Consider the following 24,768-nt stretch of genomic DNA (forward strand, 5'->3'; position numbering starts at 1 on the left):
TGACGCCAACAACGCCACAGCACGAAATATGACGAGGATTTTTAGAACCAAGGTGCTTGGATCATCACCGAACCATAAAACAATGCGCGACCGGCTAGCTCGCCACTAAACATAACCACCATCAATGCTATAAGTAGTGGTACTGATGGCACTTTACCTTTGCCCCCTCTAACAGCTATCGCACAAGGTAAAACCATGCTCATTACCACTTGCCACCATAAGAGATAGCTTTCTCCTTGGCTTGCTGGTATTTGCGATCGGATAACTTGAGATATTAAGACAAGTATGACCCCTAATAACACACCGACTTTAATAGCTTTTGGCACAGGCTTTGCTAAAGCTTGAACAAACAGTGTGATAGAAACGAAGCCTAATACGATTGCAGTACCAATAAAAGCAATTTGTGTTGCTGAGCTATGCCAAAGCGGATGAGCAACCATCTGGTAATAGACTTGAGCAGTGACAAGAATTGCGGCTAGTCCGCCGATACCACTTAACCAGCCCAGCACGATATTACGTATATTTACCGTTGGTTGTAACCAACAAGAAAGTGCCCAAAGCGTGACTAGACCATTAAGCAAGACAAATGTAACTGCTTCTCGACTTAGCCATGAATGGCTTAGTCCAAGTACTGAACGATAAGCTTCTAACGGCACCCCTAAATGTCCCATAGACATAGATGAACCCACCACTTCAATTAACCAAATAATTATCACCGCGGTACGCAGGGATTTACCGACGAGTTTATGTTCCGTACTAACTTTCATTTGGTACAACGTCAATGCAAGTACTGCGCCGATCCCCCACTGACTCATCACAGTAAAAAATACCAATGGGAGCTCCATATGATGAATATTCATGATTAGTCCTCCATTCCAATAATCACAATATTTGGCTGGCTGATTGTGTGATCTGGCATATTGTAGCGTTTCTCCAATACTGCCCAGTTTGTCGTATGTTTTTTACGAAGTTCAGAAATTTCGCCAAACTCAATTGCACCTGTAGGACAAGACTCAACACATCGAGGTAATAACCCCTCATCTAAACGCTCAGCACACATATTACACTTACTGGTTTTCCCTTCCGCAGGGTCAAAAACAGGGGCATGGTATGGACACGCCATGATACACATTTGGCAACCGATGCATTTTTCATGGTCTTGTACCACAATTCCATCAGGACGCTTAGTGTAGGTATCCGCTGGGCAAACTTTTAAACATTGTGGGTCATCACAGTGGTTACACGACATCGTAATAAATGCCTGTGTATTCGGTGAGTCATCATTGAACTCACGAACACGGCGCCATAAAACGCCAGGAGGAGTGACATTCTCTGATTTACATGCCATAGAACAAGTGCGGCAGCCATAACAATCTTTTGTGTTGATTAAAAAACCATATTGCTTAACCATGATTATGCCTCCCTTCTGACATCAACGAGCGTACTATTACAGCAATGGCCTGTTCCTAAATGTTCCACTTGGTCATTTGTCACATGGCTACTACTCCCTCCTTGCTGTTCCCACCAGCCATTATCGAGAGAAATAACACCCTTTTTAATGTGCGTCGTGACCACCGCTATCGCTCGATGCTCCCCTCTATCATTAAACGTTACCGCCCATTCGCCATTTTTAATACCACGAATTTGCGCGTCTTCAGGGTGAATTAACACATTGGGTTGATTACGTTGTACTTCGAGGATCCATTCATTCATCCCATGACTAGAGTGAACACTGCGTGCTAACTTACGTTGCACTGCCATTAATGGATATTTTTTAGCCAGTTCGGGGGATCCCTTCACTGACTCTTTCACTTGATAATAAGCCACCACGGGTGAAAAATTTTTCTTTTGCCAATCCTCAATAAAGAAATGGGCTTTTTTAGTCGACGTTCTAAATACACCATCCTTGAATGGGATCCAATCACCTTCAACAGGTCTTACAGGGCCTTTTTCTAACATTTCACGCGTAATGCCAGAGCCTACAAGGCAAGCATCGATATAATGTTCAATCGGCTTATTAAACACCTCACCAAACCCGAAGCGCTCCGCTAAACGAGCAAAAATCCAGTAATCAGGCTTTGCTTCCCCAACTGGCTCAACCGCTTTTTCCATCAATTGGACATATTGACTGCGTACCCCTGCCATCAGGCTGGTATCTTCAAAAATCGTCGTCACTGGCAAGACTAAATCTGCATATAACGCCGTTGAACTCATTAAATTATCAGCAACAACAACAAAAGGAACTTTCTTCAGCGCTTCCCGCACTTTGTTGGTATTGGGTAATTGTGTCATTACCCCCATCGTCATAATCCACCAAAAATTAATGGGATGCGGTTTTTCATTCACGATATAGTCACCGACTTTTGCCACTGGAATGGGTGGGATATTTTTTGCATTCGGTGCAGGAGGAACAATGGGACTAAATTTAGCCATCTGTCTTGCACCGCCTGCATCACAGACACCCGCACCGCGTTTACCGATATTCCCTGTTAGCAAAGCAAGGTAAAACTGGCTTGCAGCCACATATGCACCATGCTCTGTACGCTGTGCTCCAGACATGTTTTGCACAATCATTGATGGCGTAATCGAGGAATAATCTCGCGCAAGACGCACGATAGTTTCGGCAGGCACATCTGTTTCTGCACTGACTCGTGCGATATCCCACTCTTTCGCTTGTCGATAAATTTGCTCAAAAACGGTGGTATAACTAAACTGACTAGGTAATTCATGCTGAAATAATGCAGGTTTAATCCCTGCTGAATCATGGCGAACAAGTTGCTGACTGAGAATATCAAACACCAAATAGCTATCAGGATCTTGGGCGTCTTGCCTAAGTTGCTGTTGATTCTCATCCACTAAATACACAGCGCCAGTGTGTGCACGAAGAAAACCCTCATCAATACGATTTTCCTCAATGATAATTTTAATCATTCCAAGTGCTAACGCAGTATCGGTTCCAGGAATGATAGGGATCCACTCATCTGCTTTTGCTGCAGTCTCATTAAATCTCGGATCAATGACCACGAGTCGCGCACCATTTTTCCGTGCTTGATTATAGTTTTTAAAGTACGCCTGCATGGTTACCGCGGGATTATTTCCCCAACACAAAATATAACGACTATCCGCCACCGTATCTCGCGTGTCAGCGTATCGTAATCCCACCATTGGGATCATTGCCGCTGTTACCGCCGAACAACACAAAGAACCCGCTTGTTTTGTTGAGCCGCCTAGGTAATCAAAAAATGCCTTGCCCATATCATTTTTAATGGAGTCCATGTTTCCCGCATGGGTAGAGATAAATAACCCTTCGTTACCATACTTAGCGATAGTGTCACGAATATTTTTTTCTATTAGATCAAGAGCTTCATCCCAGCTAATCGGTTTAAATTCAGCTTTACCTTTCTCTCCTACACGTAATAACGGCGTCGTGATACGCTGGTCGTGATATACCCATTTTGTTCGACTCATTCCCCGTAAACAACATTTGACATTAAAGCCCTCAGTTGCCTGTATTTTCATCAACTTACCCTGGTAAGTATACGCTGTTAAGTTGCAGTGTAAGCACTCCATTGCACACGTTGAACGGAAAGTTTTGTAGTCAGATAACCTTAATCGTACTTTTGGCAGAGGCTGGTTATTGTTTCCCTGCGCAAAAGAACACGGTGTGATAGACGCCAATCCAATAACACCAAGTCCTTTTAGGAGTGTTCGGCGTTTTAGGCGTAATTCATTTATTGTTTTCATTATAATAAACCTCGACATTGCTTTTAGAAGTACACTATATATATACCTTACTCATTAATAGTGAACTTGAGGCTAATCAAAATTTGCTATTATTTATAGGTACTAAATATCTACCTCTTAATGATTAGACTATCCATATCTTCAGTTATTAGCAGGGATCCGTGACTCATGATAAAATAGATGAACTTGTTAAAATGAGGTTTATGTATGTCTACCCTGCAAGGTGTTAATTCTGTTGATATCGCTGTAAGCATTCTGAATTTTATTGCCCAAAATGGCGGGATAGCGCGAGCTGCAGATATTTCCAAAGGTTGTGAAATATCCAAAAGCCGTTTACATAAATATTTGGTATCCCTTTGTCGTACTCAAATGCTTTATCAAGATACACAAACGAGCCGTTATGGATTAGGGCGCAACCTCACTTTTTTAGCGAATTTTGTGGAGCCTGAAGGGTCTTTTATTGAGGTTATCAATAACAGTTTGGTTCAATTTCGTGATGAACAAAACGTTTCAACGGGTGTTGCATTGCGCTCTGGAAAAGTGTTATCACTGGTTAAATACAACCGTAGTTTTAAAAATATCGAAATTGATTTCTTACCAAATACTCCATTGCCCACAGTCAAAAGTGCAGCGGGTCTAATCTATGCGGCTTTTGATAAGCAATTTGTGTGTGATGATTATTCGCAAGATGAACTCAATAAAGTCATTAACCAAGGTTATGCGATTCGTTATGAACCCACAAAAGGGATCCCAGGTGCACAGTCTATCGCCTGCCCTGTATTTAGTCAGAGTGGGGATTTAATCGCGGCAGCCGTTACGATGGGGTTTATTGATAAAACAGAAATGGAGCGGTTAGCGAACGCGCTCATTAAGCAGGTAAAAACACTCACATTATAATTTTTCTTGTCGATTAAAAACTGACAAAAAAGCCGAGATAAACTCGGCTCATTTATTCTATTTTACGTCAATACGTGGCAGTTCGCCCATCTCTTTCAATTTTTTAGAAATTTCGCGGCGTTCTTTCGACAATTCTGCATTCTTGATAATATAATCATCAACACGGTCATCATAGTCGCTGCGCATATTGGCAATAATCGCCTGAATGTCTTCAATTGACATACCAGGCTTAATATATTCGCTTAAATTATCCAGTAATAAAACACGCTTCTGGTTATCACGAATTTTTTTCTCATTATCGGTAATTTCACGACGAATTTTATTTTTGCGACGAAACATACGCACAAATTCCAGAACATTTTGGAAAGACGGCTTGTTAGCGTTGTCCATGTTTAAAACCCTCTAGTCAATATTCAAAACGCATAATCTCATTACACAATACAATCTAATCGCCTTACGTTACAAGTCAGTTTCACATATTTATTGATTTAATCTCTCGAAAAAGATCATTGGGTTATGCTTTTTCCACCTGTATTTCTTGATTATGTTGGTTTAACTTTGCTGGTTTCTCATTAAGACTAAGCTTTATATCATCAGTTTTATCATTTCTAAGACAAAAAGCAGACAATATCGTTGTGATGACCACAAACATCCCCATAATCAAATAGGTCTGCGCAAAACCAATTTTGTCATACCCCCATCCTGCCAATGGTGATAACACACTAGCAACCACCGAGCTCACACAACTAAACCCAACCAAATAAAGTGTTGAGGACAAGCGTTTATCAAAATGGTGGCTGTTATACTTGAAAATTGCCACCAGCAAGATAGGTAACTCAACGGCATGTAGCAATTTCATAACGGATATAAGAACAGGTCCCTCGACTAAACCTGAGCCGATAATCCGTAATGCCATAACTGAGCTAGCAAATAGTAATCCATTTTTAGCACCTATTCGGTTAACAATGAATGGCGCTAAGAACATCCCACCAGCTTCAAGGAATACTTGCAATGAATTCAGATAACCATACATCTCATTCCCTAATTTTTCATCTGGGAATTGATGCGAAAAATACACCATAAATTGCTGGTCATACACACTATAAATACATGTGCCTAATACAAATAGTATTAACGCCCAAAAACGTGGTAAAGCAAAAAGTTGCAGTGCATCACGCAATGTAATAGCAGACGAATTACCATGTTCTAAATTATTATAGGCATCTGCATTCGCACTTTTAAGGTTTAATAGAATGATTAAGAAAAGTACACCTGATACTGTAGCCATAATAAAATTATAGTCAGGGTCGATATTAATGTTGCGCCCTGCAAAGAACGTCGCGGCCGCCCAACCAAGAGACCCCCACATTCTCGCCTTACCATATTCAAAATTACGTTGTCGACTTACACGCTCGGTGTAAGATTCAAGAACACCTATTCCTGCATGGAACGTCATACCAATAAATAACCCACCAACAATACTGCCAATCACTATGTTCCAGTGTAATAATGTCCCGAACACCATAAAAAATGGCCCAGATGCAATCAGTAAAACTGCAATAAATAATAATAAGTTTTTGCGTAACCCTAATTTGTCTTGCAAGAAGCCGTACAATGGCTGAGCACATAACGCCACAATTGAAATACAGGCAAAGATAAACCCTGTGTCCGCCCCTTCTAAGCCAACATATTTACGCAGCCAAATGGCGACAACTGAAAATGTAGATGACCATGTAAAAAAGAAAAAAAACAACAATGCGCTCAATGACGCATAGTATTTCCTTGCACTGCTATTCATGTTAATCACCTATTATTAATTTACTTTTGGTAAATGTTAAGGTTAACATTTTTCAATTCCCACTCAAAAACAATTACTTTGTGATGTTAATCACCAATGTTAACGTTAACAATTTATTTATGTGATGAACATAACATTTCACGCGCTATAACCTAATAGTACCCCTTTCTGACACAGAAAATACCTTATTGATATTCAATTTAATTTACCTGCTATTTCAGATGGCCTTGGTTTAGCTTTGATAATAGATAGGGTATCATTGATTTATATAAAATAGTGAGTCTGAAGGCACTCCACTATCAGATTTAAATGCGCACAATTCAAACGGTGATAACGTTGCAAGATAATAAAAAACAACCCTCATTCTTTATTCATGATTACGAAACTTTTGGTAAACGCCCTGCACTTGATAGGCCAGCCCAATTTGCAGGTGTGCGCACTGATTTAGACTTTAATATTATTGAAGAACCTGAAGTGTTTTACTGCGCGCCCGCGGATGATTACTTACCGCAGCCAGAGGCTGTGATGATCACAGGCATCACCCCACAAATAGCATTAGCCCAAGGCGTTAACGAGGCGGAGTTTACTAAACGCATCCATCACGCTTTTAGTGTGCCTAACACCTGTATTATGGGCTATAACAATATTCGTTTTGATGATGAAGTCACTCGCAATATTCTCTACCGTAATTTTTACGACCCCTACGCATACAGCTGGCAACAAAATAATTCACGTTGGGATTTACTTGACCCGCTGCGTGCTTGTTTTGCGCTACGTCCTGAAGGCATTGAATGGCCTGAAAATGATGACGGCTTGCCAAGCATGCGCTTAGAGCACTTAACAAAAGCCAATGGCGTTTCCCACGAGAATGCCCATGATGCAATGTCAGACGTCATTGCAACAATTAGCATGGCAAAATTACTTAAAGCGGCTCAACCACGTATGTTTGATTATTTTTATCAACTACGCAATAAAAACAAGGTAAGCCAACTTATTGATATTGTGGAAATAAAACCTTTAGTACATGTCTCTGGTATGTTTGGCGCATTGCGTTCCTATGTGAGCTTAGTCGCCCCGCTTGCTTGGCATCCTGAAAACCGCAATGCGGTCATTATGTGTGATTTATCCGCGGATATTTCGCCATTATTAACCTTAAATACCCAAGAACTACGCGAGCGTTTATACACACCTAAATCTGAGCTAAACGGTGAGCTTCCCGTTCCTGTAAAATTAGTGCACATCAATAAATGCCCAATTTTAGCCCCTGAAAAAACATTACGTGATGAAGATGCACTACGTACAGGGTTAGATAGGGATCTTTGTCATCGCAATTTAGAGATTTTGCGTAAGACCCCCGATATCCGTAATAAACTCATTGAGTTATTTAGTGAACCACAACAATTTGAAGTTTCAGATGATGTGGATGCACAAATATATAATGGCTTTTTTAGTCCATCAGACCGCTCCACCATGGACATCATTCGTGAAACCCCACCACAAAACTTACCTGCATTAGATTTAAGTTTTGAAGATAAGCGGATGAAAGAACTCTTTTTCCGTTATAAAGCGCGTAATTACCCAGCAACGTTATCTTTCGAAGAACAGCAACGCTGGCTGCAACATCGCCGTGATTATTTCAGCGAAGCTCGATTAACGGAATATATGCAACAAATACAATTCTTATTAGAAGAACATCAACATGATGAAAAACGCTGTCAGCAATTAAAAGCGTTGGTCAATTATGCGATGGAATTAGCGAGTTAAATAAGAAATGGGCAGAATAGAAACTCTCTGCCCATTTTTAGGTTTACATTAATTTAGACTAGTGTTCACCTGATTGACCGCAACCACAATCTCCTTCCCAATGTTTACGCTTAGTGGTTTTTCCTAAACCTGGGTTCATTGTGTTAGTCGGGTCTGCATTTTTATAGAAAGACTTTAACTGCGGTGGCGCTTTATATAAATGCCCAACGTTATGCTCCGCAGGATATTGCGCACCACGTTCATCCAATAAAGCTAACATTTTTTCTTTTAGGTCTTTCGGGTTAACCCCTTTTTTCAAAACATAGTCTTGGTGCATAACGTGGCACATAAAGTGACCGCAATACAATTTATGCACTAATAAATCTTCAATTTCAGGGGGGAGTTTTTCAAACCAATCCCTATCATTACGGCGTAATGCGATATCCAGCGGCAATACATCCTCGACATCTTTATTATGAACCGCATGGTAACGAACCGCAGAACCTGCCGCCGCAAAGCGATGTAAAAAGGCTTTTGCTCCCTCTTCTGGAGTGCATTCAAAATAGCCACCATCTGCCTGTGCAAAATAAGATTTTAGCCAAACTTTTGCTTCATCAATTCCATCCCCTGCCATTTTTAGCATTAAATGATGCTCATAACGGTCACGAAATTCTTTCATTCGAGGTGGTAAATGCGATGGCCATAATTTGCTAAGCACCTGCATTGTGCGGTCAATTAAATTAGACGGTAAAAAAGGAACTTTATTTAATACAGCATCAATACGCCCTTTAATAGTAAAGAACATTGGCATTTTATCGGTGCCAAATTTATCAATCATTAAGAAAGTATCTTTACCGTATATTTCCGCGATATCAAAGCAGCCGCGGTGCATATATTCACCTGCAACTGGCAGATTTTTAAATTCACTCAAAATATAGCGACGAATATCTTCCAGTACATCTGGGTTATTTGAGCCGATATAAAAAACCTGCGTTTTTTTATCCGCTGGGAAAGTATCCAAGCGAACCGCAAATACGGCCAATTTACCCGCACACCCTGACGCTTCAAATAAGCGACGTTCATCAGCATTAAAACGCGATGGCGAATCAGCATCAACATCCCGCACACGTTCAGCATATTCATGGTCGGACGCTAATTTATCACTAACTTGCACATCTTCACTACTATAACCACGGTTTTGTAAGTTGGTTAAAATCTCTTCTGGTGTATTACCTAGATCAATCCCTAAATGGTTAACTAGCTCAACCTTTCCATCATCATTAACACGACCATACAACGCTAGCTCGGTATACGCAGGGCCACGGCGCACTAATGAGCCACCTGAACTGTTGCAAATTCCCCCAACAACAGATGCGCCAATACAGGAGGAACCAATAAGAGAGTGCGGCTCACGCCCAAGGGGTTTAAGGATTTTTTCTAGGTCATATAAGGTGCTGCCTGGCATGGCAACCACTTGGTTAAATTCGGGAAGCACTTGAATTTGGTTTAATCGCAATGTGCTGATAATCACGATATCGCGGTCATAATCATAACCACTTGGTGTCGAGCCTTCAGTCAGTCCTGTATTTGCAGCTTGCATCAAAACAATTTTATCGGCTTCTACACAGGCTTTGAATACATGCCATTGCTCTAGCAAGGTGGTTGGAAACACAACCGCAATCGCATCTCCAGTGCCGGAGCGGAACCCTTTGCGGTAACGTTCTGTTTTGTGTGGCTCAGTGAGAATATTTTTCTTACCAACAATGTTCCTGAGTGTGAGTAATAATCGTTGATTCTCAGGTTTTTGTGCATCTTTCATGTGCGCGCCTTCTTACTCGAATTCATGTTGATTATGAGTTATGCAATATTAGTGCTAACAACAATATCACATAACATTATGATGTTAATAGGCTACACGTTTTATCTTAAAAATTTCTTAACAGGCAAAAAAATAGCGCCTAAGGCGCTATTTTTAATTTCGGACTGATTTGAACGACTTCTCAACGCAAAATATAAAGAATATATTTTATCTTTCTTACACCCTGTATATTCAAAATAGTTCGCGTTGTAGCAAGGCGTGGAGCCAAACGATCATGGGGAGCATACATAAGTATGTGACCCATGTCGTTTTGAGAACGCAACGACAGCGTGAAATATGAGGAGTCTATTCTGTTTTTCTTACACCCTGTATATTCAAAATAGTTCGCGTTGTAGCAAGGCGCGGAGCCAAACGATCATGGGGAGCATACACAAGTATGTGACCCATGTCGTTTTGAGAACGCAACACCGCTACAGCGTGAAATATGAAGAATATATTTAGATGTCGCTCATTTGCGGCATAGGCCGCTTAAACATACGCGTCAATACTGCCATATAGATTAAGCCAACAGCCGTCCAAATCAAGCCGTAAACCATTGAATCTTCTTCAATATTTAACCATAAAACACATACTGTTAGTGTACCGATAATAGGTAAAATCAAATAGTTAACAATGTTTTTGATACCTGTCATACGGCGTTCGCGAATAAAGAACTGGCTGATCACCGAAATATTTACAAAGGTAAACGCGATTAATGCACCGAAGTTAATTAACGCGGTCGCAAAATCCATTTCAAACCAGATTGCACCTAATGCTAAAACACCGACCATTAATACGTTGTACGCTGGAGTACGCCATTTCGGGCTGACATAACCAAATACTTTCTCTGGGAATACACCATCACGACCCATTACGTACATTAAACGCGCACTTCCTGCGTGAGCAGCCATACCAGAAGCCAATACTGTTACGCATGAGAAAACCAGAATAATTGACTGGAAGAATGCCCCAGCAACAAAGCGCATAATGTCAGGCTGCGTCTCATTGATATTCTTAAAGCGTGATACGTCTGGGAAGTATTGCTGTAAGAAGAATGAAACCGTGATAAAGATAATTCCACCAATTAATGCCGTTAAGAAAATGGCGCGAGGGATCACTTTACCTGCGTTTGGCGTTTCTTCCGATAGTGAACTTAAACCATCGAAGCCTAAGAATGAGAAGCAGAGTATGGTTGCCCCAGCAATCAATGGGATCATTTCCGTCTTTTCATTGGCAAATGGGTTGAATGTCCAAATTTCGCCCGAACCTTCACCGTTAGAAACACCGTGGATCACCAGCCCTGTAAATACTGCCATCACACCGATTTGAATAATCGCAATAACCGTACTTAAATTAGCAATCACGTTGATACCACGTAAGTTTGCTGCGGTCATAACAATGACAAGGCCGACAACAAATATCGCGGGTTCCACGTTAGGGAAAATGTCTTGTAAATAAATTTTAGCCAATAAAATGTTGATCATTGGCATAAAAATATAGGACAGCAATGATGTCCAACCCACAAGGAAACCAATGTGTGGGCTCATTGATTTTTGAGCATAGGTATACGCCGAGCCAGCAGATGGGAAGCGTTTCACCAGCTTGCCGTAGCTCAGAGCAGTAAACAGTATCGCAACCAGTGCAATAATGTATGAAGTCGGGACGTGTCCACCTGTTTTGTCCGATACCATGCCGAATGTATCAAAGATAGTCATTGGCTGGATGTATGCCAGACCGATCATCACGACTTGCACCAAGGTTAAGGTTTTCGCAAGTTGCACGCGGTTATTGGCGCCAGTTTGGTTTGGACCGATGGATAAAGGTATTGAATTATTTGGCATGTCTAAGCCCTCCCATAACTTTCGATTGCAAGCTACTTCGGCTTAATCGACAGTTACTGGGAAGACTTTGCATCTGCCTATAGGCAGAAAAAAACGTAGAAGAGGTTAGAAGAGTGTGTGCGAAGCTGCGCGGAGCTCCGTAGTCATCGATGCGGCAACGACGGCCGCTTGGCCCTGCTGCGATAGCGAAAAAGTAAGCCATAAAAGCATTCCTCAAATCGGTAGCGTAAAATGTTTGCTACACGTAAATATTAAAATTATCTCTCCGGCTCTATGTCCGGCCCCGCTAGAATGAACGTTCCTAAAAACAAAAAAACCGATGCTTAAGTTTATTGAGCATCAGTTATTTTTTAGTTCGCGCATTTTGCACGCCATAACCCCAAATAGCAAGTTAAATTGTTAACAAATAGCCCTATTTCCGATGAGAAATTTTGATGGTTTATCCTATTTTGGCGAGGTAACTAATAACTGCGTTTTTCCCATTATTTTCTTACCCCAAAAACCACTTTTATTTATTTTAACGGCTGTATTTGACGAGATACAAAAAACCCTTTGGCGCAAACCAAAGGGTTTTAGTCAACAACGATAAATAGTTGTCTTAGAAATTATAGTTGATGCCGACATTATAACGTCGACCTTCGAGTTCTGCGCCATAATTCGCATTATCAACGCGGCGATCTAATACATTATAAATACCACCAACTAAATTTGCGTTTTTGTTTAATTGATAACTCGCACCTAAATCAAACAAAGCATATGATGGTGTACCATTACTCATTTTTTCACCACGGCCTTGATAGTCTGAGGTTTTGCCACGGAAGTTCATGCGCGTCCAAGTTTGCAAATCTTCGGTTGTTTCCCATGTTAAGGTCGTGTTTGCCATATGTTTAGGCTGTTTATTCAAAGGTTTGCCTTTATTTACACCACTTTTTTGTTCCGTGTCTGTGTAAGTATAGTTCGCTGCAAAATCTAAGTTATCTAAAATACCCCAATTAAATGTTAACTCAACACCACGCATTCTGGCTTTATCCACATTTTTTCTATCGCTAATAAATCTGTATGGATCTTTACCGTTATCACCAGGGCCATCGAGATCAACACTACATTCTCTTAGATTTGGGTTGTTTTTTTCACAACGTCTAACTTCAGTAATTTTATCTTTAAAGTCCGTATTATAGATAGTAATGCCCGCAGTAATGTTGTCTTGGTTATTCCAAATTACCCCAATCTCTTCTGTGATACTTTTTTCTGGTTTCAAATCAGGGTTACCATAGATAACTGCATTCCCTGCATTTCCGCCTGTTGCCTGCCCCCAACTTGCTGAAGATTGGCGTAAATCAGGCGCTTTATACCCCGTAGAAACACCACCTTTAATTGTCCATTGTTCATCTGCATGCCATACACCATAAACACGTGGTGTCCAATGCGTACCATAGTTTTCGTCTTTATCCATACGAAGACCACCCGTTAGCGCAAAGTCATTGGTCATTAACCACTCATCTTCAGCAAATAAAGCCCAACTATATCTATCACGTTCATTTGATGCACCATGAGTTGCAGCCAGTTTATTATCACTGCCTTCTAATTTTTCTTTACGATACTGGCCACCTAAACTTAAACTATGGTCACCCAATAAAAAGACACTTTGATTACGGATAATCGTATCTTGTGCTTTCATCTTACGACCAATATTCTTAGATTCGTCATGCTGAATATAAGTATCAGTAGAGATGCCATCATAGACACCGTAATGGGTTAAGGCTGCATGGGTGTTTTCAAATTTTTCAAGATTCGCTTCCTTGGATGTACTTGGTCTTGAATAACCAAATCGAGAGTCACGGTGCTGATTATCTTTTTTAAAGTCTAAATCAAATGTATTTTGCTCATCTGGCGTCAAAGACAATGTACCGCCGCCACTCGTCATAATTTGGCGATTAAAACCACCTTCATTTTTATCTTCGCCACGGTGAGAATATTGACCATTCAGTTTTACACCTAATAGACCATCAATTAGTGGCCCTGATGTATAGAAACTCCCTTGCCCAGTATTACCTGAATTTTTACGTTCTGTAATTGTGGTATCTGCACGTAAACTGGTTGTCCACTCTTGTTGTACACGACGCGTGATAATATTGATAACACCGCCAATCGCATCCGAACCATAAAGGGAGGACATTGGTCCCCGTACTACTTCAATACGTTCAATTGCTGGCAATGGCGGTAACCAGCCTTGCTCTACGCCAGAATTATCGCTATTTGGACGTGTGCTGCGTGTATCGACACGTTTGCCATCGATCAGGATCATGGTGTATTTTGCATCCATACCCCGAATACTAATATCTGAGCTGCTGCCACCACCTGTCACTAACACGCCAGGTACATCCTTTAGCGCATCCGTCACATCACGGTAAGCTTTCGTTTCAAGTTGTTCGCGCGTCACAACAGAAATTGATGCTGGTGCATCTTCAATTTGCTGTTGGTAACCTGATGCTGTTGTCACATAGATTTTATCTTTACTATCATCAGCAAATGCAGGTGATGCAGCGATGGCAGCAATAATGCAAATCGCCACTTTTCTTTTATTAAAAACAACCATTCCCAACTCTCCAAGAAATATTCTGTTTTATATATGAATTGATATGCTCAACATTGGTTTCTTTGAACCTAATAATTATGATTATTTTTATTATTTGGATAATAAATACCCATAGGAAATTTATGGTAAAAACCATTTCCTAATACAATTAAATTTCCTGTGGGTAATTAATCTTTATTAATTAATTTCTGCGAGTAAATATTTAATAATCTTTTTTATTTCTGCTCCTGTGGATTATTAAATATGCTTGCAGAATAACAAGCATATTTATTATTAATCACAAATTAACTGGCGAGTTTATCCACTAGCCCATCAATCAACACTTGCGGTACACCTTGAGAGCAGCGTTCTATGCGCCCTCTTACACCATAGACCTCAGCAAGACTTTCTGGCGTAATCACCTCGGCAGGTTCACCTTGTGCAATTAATTTGCCTTGTTTTAACATCAATACATGTTCTGCGTGTTTCAATGCAATATTAATATCGTGAACGACCACGACAGTAATAATATTTCGGCGTTTAGTTTCTTTCGCCACTAAATCCATAACATGATATTGATAATTTAAATCCAGTGCACTCAGTGGCTCATCCAATAATAATAAGTTAGGTTGGCGAATTAACGATTGAGCCAAACCCACTAATTGTTTTTGCCCACCTGAAAGCTGGTCTAAATAACTTAACGCCAGATGTTCAATACCTAATTGGCGCAATAAGTGCATCACTTCGTCTTTATGGTTTTCATTGCTTAAACCGCCAGAAGCGCGCTGGGCAACAATCACCGACTCTAAAACATACAGGTGCACACCTGCGGGTAATGTTTGGGGTAAATACACCACATTTTGTGCACGCTGGGCAAAATTTTGCTGCGTAAGATCTAAGCCATCCAACAGTAATTGCCCCGTGGCTTTGTTTAACCCTGCCAATGAACGTAATAAGGTGGATTTACCGCTACCATTTGGGCCAAGCAATACGGTGATTTTGCCCCTTGGCAACACATCCGTCGTCAGGTTCTCAATCACTGCGCGTTTTGGGTAGCCCGCATTAAATTGGTTAATAATCAGGCCACTCATGATACGTTACCTCGATGACGTAAAATAATACTTAGGAAGAACGGTACCCCTACTAATGAGGTGACAATACCCACAGGAATAATTACACCAGGGATAATGTTCTTCGAGGCAATTGAAGCCATCGATAATATCAACGCACCAATTAATGCACTTGCAGGTAAATAAAAGCGGTGATCTTCACCAAAAATCAAACGTGCAATGTGCGGCGCAACTAAACCAATAAACGCTATCGGCCCAACAAATGCCACAGCTAACGCAGATAAGATACTGATCCGTAATAAGGTAGTCAGTCTTAAGCGACGGACATCAATACCAAAACTAATCGCTCTGTCTTCACCCAGCCTTAATGCTGTTAATTTCCAAGAGCTCATCATAGCAATCGGGAAAATCAGTGCAAAAACCAGCGCCATTACACCTAACTTCACCCATGTTGCTTTTGATAAACTTCCCATCGTCCAGAACACAAGGCCTTGTAATGTGTCTTCTGTGGCGATGAATTGCATCATCGAAACCAATGCATTAAAGGTAAATACTAACGCGATACCAAATAAAACAACGCCTGATGTTGCAACGCGCGTCCAGCGAGTAACGGCATCCAACATTAATGCCGCTAATAAAGCAAAAATAAATGCGTTCGCTGAAATCACCCATTGGTCAGGAACGCCTGGGATCGCAATCCCCGACACAATGGCGAGTGCAGCACCAAACGCCGCCGCATTAGAAACCCCAAGTGTAAATGGGCTCGCTAATGGGTTATTCAATATGGTCTGCATTTCTGCACCCGCTAACCCCAGAGACATACCGATGACCACCGCCATCAAGGCGTAAGGTAAACGGATATCCCATACAATCACACGGGTCCCTGCATCTACGGCTTCTGGCGTCATCAAGGTTTGCCATAATCGCTCTAAGGATAGGCCTGATGGTCCTAACGTAAAATCAATAACCAGCGACAATAAAATTGCCGCAATAATTACCACTATCCATGTAAAACGACGGCGCAACATATTTTGATAATGTTGTTTCACACCATCATCAGCCTGTTTAGCGGCTTGTTCCACCGCCGCTATTGGCTCGCTTGTAATACTCATTAATTCTTACCTACTCTCATTACTTTTCGCTAACCCAATATACACCAGTTGGCTCTACAGCAAGAAACTCTCTGTGCAATTCTTCCAGTGTTTTTTGTGGATCAAGGCCTGAAAACTGCTCAGGATAGAACCACTTGGCGAAAACTTGTGTCGCAATGACGTTATAGGGTGAATTATAATAATTGTGCCAGATAGCATAATCTTGCTTATCTTTAATGGCGGATAATGAACGAATGCCTTTACGATCTGTGATCTTTTTCAGACTTTCTTTAGCATCTTGCAATGTACTTTGTGCGCCTAATTGTACGCCCGCATCTTTACTGCCTGGTGCTTTTGCGCCACTTGCAATATAAATATTCGGGTCTGCAGCAATGATTTTCTCTAAATTCATAGTGCCTAATGCGCCAGGTAAAACACCTTTCGCGATATTTTTACCACCTGCTAAGTCAATAAAGTTACCCATATTACCGTCACCTGCGGTGCCACAACAATCTTCAAAGGCGCCTGCACGTAACTCAATAAAGACACTTGGCTTTTTGTCTTCTGGGATTTTTGATGTGATATCCGTGACAATTTTTTGGTTTCTTTCATAAAAATCTACATATTTATTTGCCACTTGCTCACGGTTTAGTGCTTTACCTAATAAACGCATACTTGGTAGGGTATTTTCTAATGGGTTGTCTCTGAAATCGACAAAAACAACAGGCACCCCTGCCTTTTCCAATTGATTGACTAATTCGCTGTTTTTACCTGGTCCGTGGCCTGATAAACCAAAAATAGCGATATCTGGGTTTAAGGTTAATACTTTTTCAGAGCTGACGCTGTCTGCGCTGGTATTACCTATCAATGGGATATTGTCAATCGCAGGGAACTTGGCTTTATAAGCCGCATAAGTTTGTGGGTCTAATTTACGCAAATCCCCTTGCCACCCTACGATACGTTCAATCGGCTTGTCGCCTTCAAGTAGAGCAACCGCACTAAATAGGCGGCCTTCACCAAGTAAAATACGGTTAACATTATCGGGTACTTCAACGGTTCTTCCCGCCATGTCAGTCACTGTTGCTGACCACGCGCTCAAACTGGCACTGGCTAATAACGCTAAACCTATTCCCTTTACTACCGACCTAGCTACTGACTTCTTGGCTACCGACGACATAGTATTAAGCTCCACAATTAAACTCATTGACTTACATTTTAATGCGGTAACAATAAAGCAAATAAGAATACTTATCAATACGATTATTGATTTAATAATGGGTATAGCGAATGGAATTGTGTGAGCTACCTCGAAAAGCAAAACATTTAGAAGAACTAACCCGCAAATCGTGGGTTTATTGCGCTATATACAAAAAAACAGCACCCTATAAAGGATGCTGTTATTCAACTCATAAATAATGATCGATTATTTATTTAAATTCTCGCGGTAGCTTGGAAAACTCATATCTTTATAGCGAATAAAGGTTGTTTTCTTGGCAATTTTATAACCAAACCAAATGGCTAAAAAGAGTGGGAGACCAATATACGTCGCTGTAACACCAATCCAATCAATATTATCTTCTAAGAAGGCTTGGTAGTTCTGGCCCAGTGTTATTGTTAAACACAAAATAAAGGCAAAAATTGGCCCAATTGGGAAGAAACCAGAACGATATGGCAAGTCATTTAAGTCTTTACCTTGTGCAATATACCCTCTACGGAAGCGGTAATGGCTGATAGCAATCCCTAACCATGCAATAAAGCCTGTCATCCCTGAGGTATTCAATAACCAGAGATAGACCGTTTGGTTACCAAACATGGAACTTAAGAAGCACAGCCCCGCAACAACCGTCGTGGCTAATAATGCATAACGTGGTACGCCACCTTTTGATAACCGAGCAAAAATGCGCGGCGCTTTGCCTTCACGCGCTAAGGTATACAGCATACGGGTTGATGCATACATACCTGAGTTACCCGCAGACAATACCGCGGTTAAGATAACCGCATTCATGACTGCCGCTGCTGATAATAACCCTGCATTTTCAAATACTAAAGTAAATGGACTCACGCTAATGTCTTTAACATCATTGCGTAGCAAGTTAGGATCAGTATAAGGAATGATCAAGCTAATAATTAAGATGGCAAAAATATAGAACAACAGGATACGCCAGAATACTTTACGTACCGCTTTAGGAATATTTTTAGCAGGGTCTTTTGACTCACCCGCTGCAATACCAATTAACTCAGTACCTTGGAAGGAAAACCCGACAATCATTGCCACGCCGATCATGGCAGAAAAACCACCAGCAAATGGCGCATCACCAATTTCCCAGTTATGCCAACCTGCGTTTTCGGCCCCATTCATGATGCCAAAAATCATTAATACGCCCACAACGATAAAAATAATTACGGTGGTGACTTTGATCAGCGAGAACCAATATTCTGCTTCACCAAAACCTTTAACAGAAATAAAGTTCAATAAGAAAATGATAGCAAGGAATATAGCACTCCAAATCCAACCAGGCGTATCAGGGAACCAATAGGTCATCACCAATTGTGCGGCAACGAGGTCAACTGCGATGGTTACCGCCCAGTTGTACCAGTAGTTCCAACCTAATGCGAAACCAAAACCTTCATCAACATATTTTGCACCATAAGTAGCAAATGAGCCTGAAACTGGCATATAGGCAGCCAATTCGCCCAAGCTCGTCATTAAGAAATAGACCATTAAGCCGATGATGGCATAAGAGAGTAGTGCCCCTCCGGGGCCTGCTTGTGCAACGGTTGCACCCGATGCCACAAATAAACCGGTACCGATAGAGCCACCGATAGCAATCATCGCAAGGTGACGCGCTTTTAATTCACGGCGCAACTTTTGTGGTCGGTCTTGCGTGATAGTATTGGTATGTTGTTCTGACATTTGTTCCCTGTATTTTATTATTCAGCCAATATCGAGTGAATTCTAGCAAAATAGGCTGTGAGAACTAAGTAACTCTTCACTGTTATAAGATACCTTCATAATTCACGCAGAATTATAAGTAAAACGCGTTATTGCCAAAAAATTAAACCGTGGCTTTTAATAAAGAAATACCGTCTCTAATCCTCTAAATATTTTGGCTTGCTGCTAGGCGGCATATGAAACTACCCAAGGAGCATACATCAGTATGTGACTTGGATAGTCGATTGCAGCCAACAACGCGGCAAGTTAAAAGATAACGAGGATTTTTAATTACAGTAGGCTAGAAGATTAGTAATCGCACTCGAAAGATGCTTTTGACGGTGATAAATCAAATACAACGTTCTTTCTAATTGAAGTTCGTCTACCTCAAGCTCAACTAGAGTACCATTTTCTAGTTGCTCGGCTATCACCCTTCTTGATAAACAGCTAATGCCCATCCCAAAACGCACTGCATGTTTAATTGCTTCTGAATTGCCCAGTTCCATTAAGATATGGAAACCTGGTAGATGTGCAAATAGCAGTTGGTCAAGCACGTCTCGCGTTCCTGAACCGCGCTCACGTAAAATCCATGGTGCGTCTTTAAGTTCTTTTAATGACACCTTTTTGTTTGCTAATGGGTTTTGTGGTGAAGCAAAAACAACCAGCTCATCTTTCAACCAAGGTTTCGAAATCAATTCAGGGCTATGACAAACCCCTTCGATAAGTCCCACATCCACCCGAAATTCCATCACCGCTTTAATAACTTCTTCAGTATTACTAATAAAAAGCTCTAGAGGGATATCAGGATGGTCATGGCGGTAACCCGCTAAGATCTCTGGCAACATGTAATTACCAATTGTGGTACTCGCCGCCAGACGCACTGCGCCCATCTCTTTTTTGAATAATTGCTCAACTTCTGCCCCTTGCTCTAATAAAGCTAATGCTTTGGGATAAAGAAGTCTTCCATGCTCGTTTGTAACAAGTCGTTTACCCACACGGTCAAAAAGCTGAACGCCAAGTTGACCTTCTAAATCCGTTAGCGACGCGCTGACCGCTGATTGGGACAGCGCTAATAATTGAGATGCCTGCGTCGTGGAGCCACTTTTCAATACTTCTGTAAAAACCTCAAGTTGCCTAAGTGTTATTCGCATAAAGGTCGCCCCAACGTGTTTTTAGTCGTTGTAATAATATTGTTAATATTAATGATTTATTAGCAATATTCCAGAAGAAACTTATAATCACTTTTTTTGATAGATTATATATAAACAATCAATTTAAATTATTATATTTTTTATTATATGCTTATTACCAAATCATATAAGCAGCAATAAAGAGCATTATCATGGATAAAAGCGACATTCACACCCTAAATCAAAATAGCTTTCACCCTGTTTTGAAATTATTACCAGGGCTCTTGTTAGCAGGTATTTTAACGGCTATCGCCATCTACCTTGGTGAACAATCATGGTTTATGGATATAGGTCTAGGTGCGTTAACACTCGCCATTTTATTGGGGATTGTTGTAGGTAACACCTTTTACCCAACAGCAAGTAAATCTTGTGATACTGGTGTCAAATTCGCCAAACACTATTTTTTACGTGCAGGGATCATCCTTTATGGCTTCCGTTTAACATTCCAACAAATTACTGATGTCGGTGCCACTGGCGTTATTATTGATGCATTGACCCTAACATCAACCTTCTTATTAGCCTACTGGCTAGGAAAGAAAGTTTTTGGTTTAGATGAGGAAACAACCATTTTGATCGGCGCAGGCAGTAGTATTTGCGGTGCAGCAGCGGTTATGGCAACAGAGCCTGTTGTGAAAGCGTCAGCTAGCAAAGTCGCTGTTGCGGTTTCTACTGTCGTCATTTTCGGCACAATTTGTATCTTTGTTTACCCTTGGATTTACCAATTAAATGCGCACTTTGGCTGGTTCCCAGCGACCCAAGAAACATTCGGCATTTATATTGGCTCAACAGTGCATGAAGTCGCGCAAGTGGTTGCCGCTGGTCATACTATTGGGACTGATGCAGAAAATGCGTCAGTTATCGCAAAAATGATTAGAGTTATGATGCTTGCACCATTCTTAATTATTTTATCTGCATTTTTAAGCCGTAAAGCGGCGGCCAAAAGTGGCAATTCAACAGAAAAAAGCAAAATTACTATCCCTTGGTTCGCCGTGTTCTTTATCTTAGTGGCAGGGTTTAACTCATTACATTTACTACCACAAGCATTAGTCCAACAAATCATTGCGTTAGATACGATTTTACTTGCTATGGCTATGGTGGCATTAGGTTTAACCACCCATGTAAGCGCAATTCGACAAGCAGGTATTAAACCATTATTAATGGCACTGATTTTATTTGCTTGGTTAATCATTGGTGGTTTATTAATTAATCTGCTGATACAAAATATCTTTTAATATGTACCTCCGACTTTAGCCGCTTTATTAAGCGGCTTTTTTGTTGATTTCATTTGTGCGCATATTAATGGCATACTTCCATAAAAAGGAGTCAAAAATGAAATATGTTGGAGCACACGTCAGCGCCTCTGGCGGCGTTGATCAAGCCGTTATTCGCGCCCATGAGATTAATGCAACGGCATTCGCATTATTCACTAAAAACCAACGTCAATGGAAAGCGGCACCATTGAGTGAAGAGGTTATCCAAAAGTTTAAAGCAAACTGTGCAAAATACGGCTATGGTAAACACCAAATTCTGCCCCACGACAGTTATTTAATTAATCTCGGCCATCCTGAATTTGAAGCTTTAGAAAAATCACGAGTTGCCTTTATTGATGAAATGCAGCGTTGTGAACAACTTGGCATTGATTTATTGAATTTCCATCCGGGCAGTCATTTAAAACAAATTGAGGTGGATGATTGCTTAGCACGTATTGCTGAGTCAATTAATATTGCGTTAGCCGAAACCGAAGGTGTCACCGCTGTCATTGAAAATACCGCAGGACAAGGGACTAACTTAGGCTTTGATTTTACACACCTCGCAAAAATTATCGAAGGCGTAAAGGATAAAAGCCGTGTGGGTGTGTGTATTGATACCTGCCATGCCTTTGCCGCAGGCTATGATTTACGCACGATTGAAGATTGCGATAAAACATTTACGCAGTTTTCAGAGATTGTGGGGTTTGAATTTTTAAAAGGCATGCATCTGAACGATGCTAAAAGCGAATTTGCCAGCCGCGTTGACCGCCACCACAGCTTAGGTGAAGGTAATATTGGTTTTGTGCCATTCACGTATATTATGCAAGACAGCCGTTTTGATGGGATCCCGCTGATTTTAGAAACGATCAACCCAGACATCTGGTCACAAGAAATTGCATGGTTGAAATCGCAGCAAAATAGCTAACATTGATAGAGTCCTATTAAAATTTAGGGCTCATTTCTATTTGCTTAGCTCACCTTTATGTTGCACAGCTTGTAACACCCTAATAAGGTGTTACAAGTCACGTAACGGAAGGTGATATGATTAAATAATTTAAACACAAAGGACTAAAGCAACCATTTGAAAAATGGACACTTTCAGGTATTTCCCCTAAAGATTCTTTACGTATAAATGATAGGCTTCGGGCTATTGATTCCGCAAACTTTATTGATGATTTAAATATTTTCACATTTAACCTTCATCAATTAAAAGACGACCGAGTCAATATTTGGTCAATTACTGTTCGTGCAAATTGGCGTATTACATTTGAGTTCATTAATGGCGATGCTTACATTTTAAGTCTAGAGGACTGCCACTAATGAAACAGGTTATTGTTACCCATCCCGGTATTATGGTTGCAAACATCTTAGATGACTTAGGCGCTGGAGTTCAGCAATTTGCCAGAAATATTGGTGTCACATTCGCGGCTATTTCCCGCTTTCTTTCAGGAAAAACTGCATTCCCCCCTGCTCTCGCGATCCGTATTTCAGCGGCTTTAGGTAGTAACCCCGAGTTTTGGCTACGGCTACAAACTCATTGCGATTTACGCTTACTCGAAGATAAAATCGATATCTCAGGGGTTGTTTTATTCGAAAATCTGCCGCAACCACAACAATCAACGTCTAAACACTAACAAAAAACCCCACGTGAATAACGCAGGGTTTCTTTTCAAATGTTCAAAAATTACAACGACTTCATTTCAATCTTAGCCATCATGTCAGCTAACTTACTGCGGTTCTTTAAACCGACATCCGCTTGTGAAACTGATAACGCTGAAATTGCAGTTGCCATCCGCAATGTGTGCTCGCTTGATTCACCATTGAGCAGCCCATAAGCAAGGCCAGCAACCATCGAATCGCCTGCCCCTACTGTGCTGATGACCTCACAATGAGGCGGCTTAGCTAACCAAGAGCCCGAAGCATTAACCCATAATGCTCCTTCTTCTCCCAATGATATTACAACGTGAGAAATGCCTTTATCTCTTAGTTCATGAGCCGCAGCAATCACATCTTTTAAATCAGGCAGTTTGCGGCCCACCCAACTTTCTAATTCATGGCGATTAGGTTTTACCAACCAAGGAGAAGACTTTAAGCCCGCTTTTAATGCCTCACGGCTACTGTCGAAAATGATGCATGGACACAATTGGCGCAAGCGAGTCATCCAACGGGTAAATTCCTCAGGGTCAATCCCATTGGGTAGGCTTCCACTCACCACGACCATATCAAAATGACCTAACCAATTTAGTGATTCAGTTGAAAAACGGTTCCAGTCTTCTTTACTCACATCAAAGCCAGAAAAATTAAAATCAGTTGATTTCCCATCATTTTCAGTGAGCTTTACATTGATACGCGTGCGTCCAGGCACCATACTAAAACGGTTTGCCATACCATTTTCACTGAAAAAATGTTGAAATTCTTCTTGATTATCTTTTCCCATAAAACCACTAACAGTAATATCAATGCCCAGATCACGCAGCACTTTCGCCACGTTGACGCCTTTCCCTCCGGCATTCAGGCTAGCGGTTTTGACTAAGTTAACTTCACCCACTTCAATAGACGAGCACAACCCTACAAGGTCGTAAGCAGGATTTAATGTAATTGTAGCAACCCGGCGAGTCATAACCACTAATCTCCCTTATCATGATTATCATGTCATTAGATGTATGCCATAGTTATAACATTAAAACGTGTTGTTTTCAGTGCTATTTATACTTTTTCCTGCTTGTTTTTCTCAGACCCCATGGCAAAATTCTCACGCTAAAAATGAAAATAAATGGGA

At 41.0% G+C, this 24,768-nt stretch carries 19 protein-coding genes and 1 pseudogene; 6 read left to right on the forward strand and 14 right to left on the reverse strand.

Features of this window, described 5'->3' with window-relative positions:
- Positions 1-41: 41 nt before the first annotated feature.
- Genes PR808_RS15525 through PR808_RS15535 form a run of 3 tightly spaced genes read right to left on the reverse strand, consistent with a single transcriptional unit; the run spans position 42 to position 3,744 of the window.
- Positions 42-860 (reverse strand): dimethyl sulfoxide reductase anchor subunit family protein, encoded by an 819-nt coding sequence (locus PR808_RS15525; protein WP_206082264.1) that lies wholly within the window; start codon positions 858-860, stop codon positions 42-44.
- A 2-nt stretch (positions 861-862) separates the two neighbouring features.
- Positions 863-1,411: a 4Fe-4S dicluster domain-containing protein gene (locus PR808_RS15530; RefSeq protein ID WP_225818851.1), complete on the reverse strand. Its 549-nt coding sequence runs from the start codon at positions 1,409-1,411 to the stop codon at positions 863-865.
- Between the two features lie 2 nt (positions 1,412-1,413).
- The gene (locus PR808_RS15535; RefSeq protein ID WP_206082266.1) at positions 1,414-3,744 is read right to left on the reverse strand and encodes a molybdopterin-containing oxidoreductase family protein; all 2,331 of its coding nucleotides are present in this window, start codon (positions 3,742-3,744) and stop codon (positions 1,414-1,416) included.
- A 207-nt stretch (positions 3,745-3,951) separates the two neighbouring features.
- On the opposite strand from PR808_RS15535, the gene PR808_RS15540 reads away from it, so the two are divergent.
- Positions 3,952-4,641 (forward strand): helix-turn-helix domain-containing protein, encoded by a 690-nt coding sequence (locus PR808_RS15540; protein WP_272539612.1) that lies wholly within the window; start codon positions 3,952-3,954, stop codon positions 4,639-4,641.
- 57 nt (positions 4,642-4,698) lie between these two features.
- On the opposite strand, the gene tmaR is transcribed toward PR808_RS15540, so the two are convergent.
- Both tmaR and PR808_RS15550 read right to left on the reverse strand, forming a co-directional pair.
- The gene (tmaR, locus tag PR808_RS15545; RefSeq protein ID WP_004253179.1) at positions 4,699-5,031 is read right to left on the reverse strand and encodes a PTS system regulator TmaR; all 333 of its coding nucleotides are present in this window, start codon (positions 5,029-5,031) and stop codon (positions 4,699-4,701) included.
- Positions 5,032-5,155: 124 nt separating this feature from the next.
- On the reverse strand, positions 5,156-6,439 hold the full coding sequence (locus PR808_RS15550; protein ID WP_272539613.1) for an MFS transporter: 1,284 nt from the start codon (positions 6,437-6,439) through the stop codon (positions 5,156-5,158).
- Positions 6,440-6,775: 336 nt separating this feature from the next.
- Here PR808_RS15550 and sbcB point away from each other — a divergent pair, with 336 nt between their 5' ends.
- On the forward strand, positions 6,776-8,203 hold the full coding sequence (gene sbcB / locus PR808_RS15555) for an exodeoxyribonuclease I (protein ID WP_206082269.1): 1,428 nt from the start codon (positions 6,776-6,778) through the stop codon (positions 8,201-8,203).
- A gap of 58 nt (positions 8,204-8,261) precedes the next feature.
- Here the strand turns inward: sbcB and dld are convergent, their stop codons facing one another.
- The 8 genes from dld to yieE all read right to left on the reverse strand — a co-directional run bounded on the left by dld (position 8,262) and on the right by yieE (position 20,700).
- Positions 8,262-10,001, reverse strand: coding sequence for a D-lactate dehydrogenase (gene dld, locus PR808_RS15560; protein WP_206082270.1), 1,740 nt, complete (start codon positions 9,999-10,001; stop codon positions 8,262-8,264).
- Positions 10,002-10,498: 497 nt separating this feature from the next.
- Entirely contained in the window at positions 10,499-11,881 is a 1,383-nt protein-coding gene (locus PR808_RS15565) for an APC family permease (protein WP_206082271.1), read from the reverse strand.
- Positions 11,882-12,479: 598 nt separating this feature from the next.
- Complete coding sequence (locus PR808_RS15575) at positions 12,480-14,477, reverse strand: ligand-gated channel protein (protein ID WP_272539615.1); 1,998 nt, start codon at positions 14,475-14,477, stop codon at positions 12,480-12,482.
- A 284-nt stretch (positions 14,478-14,761) separates the two neighbouring features.
- The gene (locus PR808_RS15580) at positions 14,762-15,550 is read right to left on the reverse strand and encodes an ABC transporter ATP-binding protein (RefSeq protein WP_206083004.1); all 789 of its coding nucleotides are present in this window, start codon (positions 15,548-15,550) and stop codon (positions 14,762-14,764) included.
- Positions 15,544-16,638: a FecCD family ABC transporter permease gene (locus PR808_RS15585; RefSeq protein ID WP_206082273.1), complete on the reverse strand. Its 1,095-nt coding sequence runs from the start codon at positions 16,636-16,638 to the stop codon at positions 15,544-15,546. Before PR808_RS15585 ends, PR808_RS15580 begins: the two co-directional genes overlap by 7 nt.
- A 19-nt stretch (positions 16,639-16,657) precedes the next feature.
- The gene (locus PR808_RS15590) at positions 16,658-17,794 is read right to left on the reverse strand and encodes an ABC transporter substrate-binding protein (protein ID WP_206082274.1); all 1,137 of its coding nucleotides are present in this window, start codon (positions 17,792-17,794) and stop codon (positions 16,658-16,660) included.
- A 246-nt stretch (positions 17,795-18,040) separates the two neighbouring features.
- On the reverse strand, positions 18,041-19,531 hold the full coding sequence (locus PR808_RS15595; protein ID WP_206082275.1) for an amino acid permease: 1,491 nt from the start codon (positions 19,529-19,531) through the stop codon (positions 18,041-18,043).
- Positions 19,532-19,836: 305 nt separating this feature from the next.
- Positions 19,837-20,700 (reverse strand): DNA-binding transcriptional regulator YeiE, encoded by an 864-nt coding sequence (yieE, locus tag PR808_RS15600; protein ID WP_272539616.1) that lies wholly within the window; start codon positions 20,698-20,700, stop codon positions 19,837-19,839.
- A gap of 191 nt (positions 20,701-20,891) precedes the next feature.
- On the opposite strand from yieE, the gene PR808_RS15605 reads away from it, so the two are divergent.
- The 4 genes and pseudogenes from PR808_RS15605 (at position 20,892) to PR808_RS15620 (ending at position 23,623) form a co-directional block, all read left to right on the forward strand.
- Positions 20,892-21,971 carry a YeiH family protein gene (locus tag PR808_RS15605; RefSeq protein ID WP_272539617.1) on the forward strand — a complete coding sequence of 360 codons (1,080 nt, stop codon included), beginning with the start codon at positions 20,892-20,894 and terminating at the stop codon, positions 21,969-21,971.
- Between the two features lie 97 nt (positions 21,972-22,068).
- On the forward strand, positions 22,069-22,914 hold the full coding sequence (nfo, locus tag PR808_RS15610; RefSeq protein ID WP_272539618.1) for a deoxyribonuclease IV: 846 nt from the start codon (positions 22,069-22,071) through the stop codon (positions 22,912-22,914).
- A 140-nt stretch (positions 22,915-23,054) separates the two neighbouring features.
- Positions 23,055-23,309: pseudogene (locus tag PR808_RS15615) on the forward strand (type II toxin-antitoxin system RelE/ParE family toxin); the annotation flags it as partial.
- Entirely contained in the window at positions 23,309-23,623 is a 315-nt protein-coding gene (locus PR808_RS15620; RefSeq protein ID WP_272539619.1) for a HigA family addiction module antitoxin, read from the forward strand. The pseudogene PR808_RS15615 and the gene PR808_RS15620, both read left to right, overlap by 1 nt.
- A gap of 50 nt (positions 23,624-23,673) precedes the next feature.
- Here the strand turns inward: PR808_RS15620 and fruK are convergent, their stop codons facing one another.
- Positions 23,674-24,609 (reverse strand): 1-phosphofructokinase, encoded by a 936-nt coding sequence (gene fruK, locus PR808_RS15625; RefSeq protein ID WP_206083006.1) that lies wholly within the window; start codon positions 24,607-24,609, stop codon positions 23,674-23,676.
- Between the last annotated feature and the right edge of the window lie 159 nt (positions 24,610-24,768).

This window comes from Providencia sp. PROV197, from assembly GCF_028479625.1.
In the GTDB taxonomy this organism is placed as follows: domain Bacteria; phylum Pseudomonadota; class Gammaproteobacteria; order Enterobacterales; family Enterobacteriaceae; genus Providencia; species Providencia vermicola.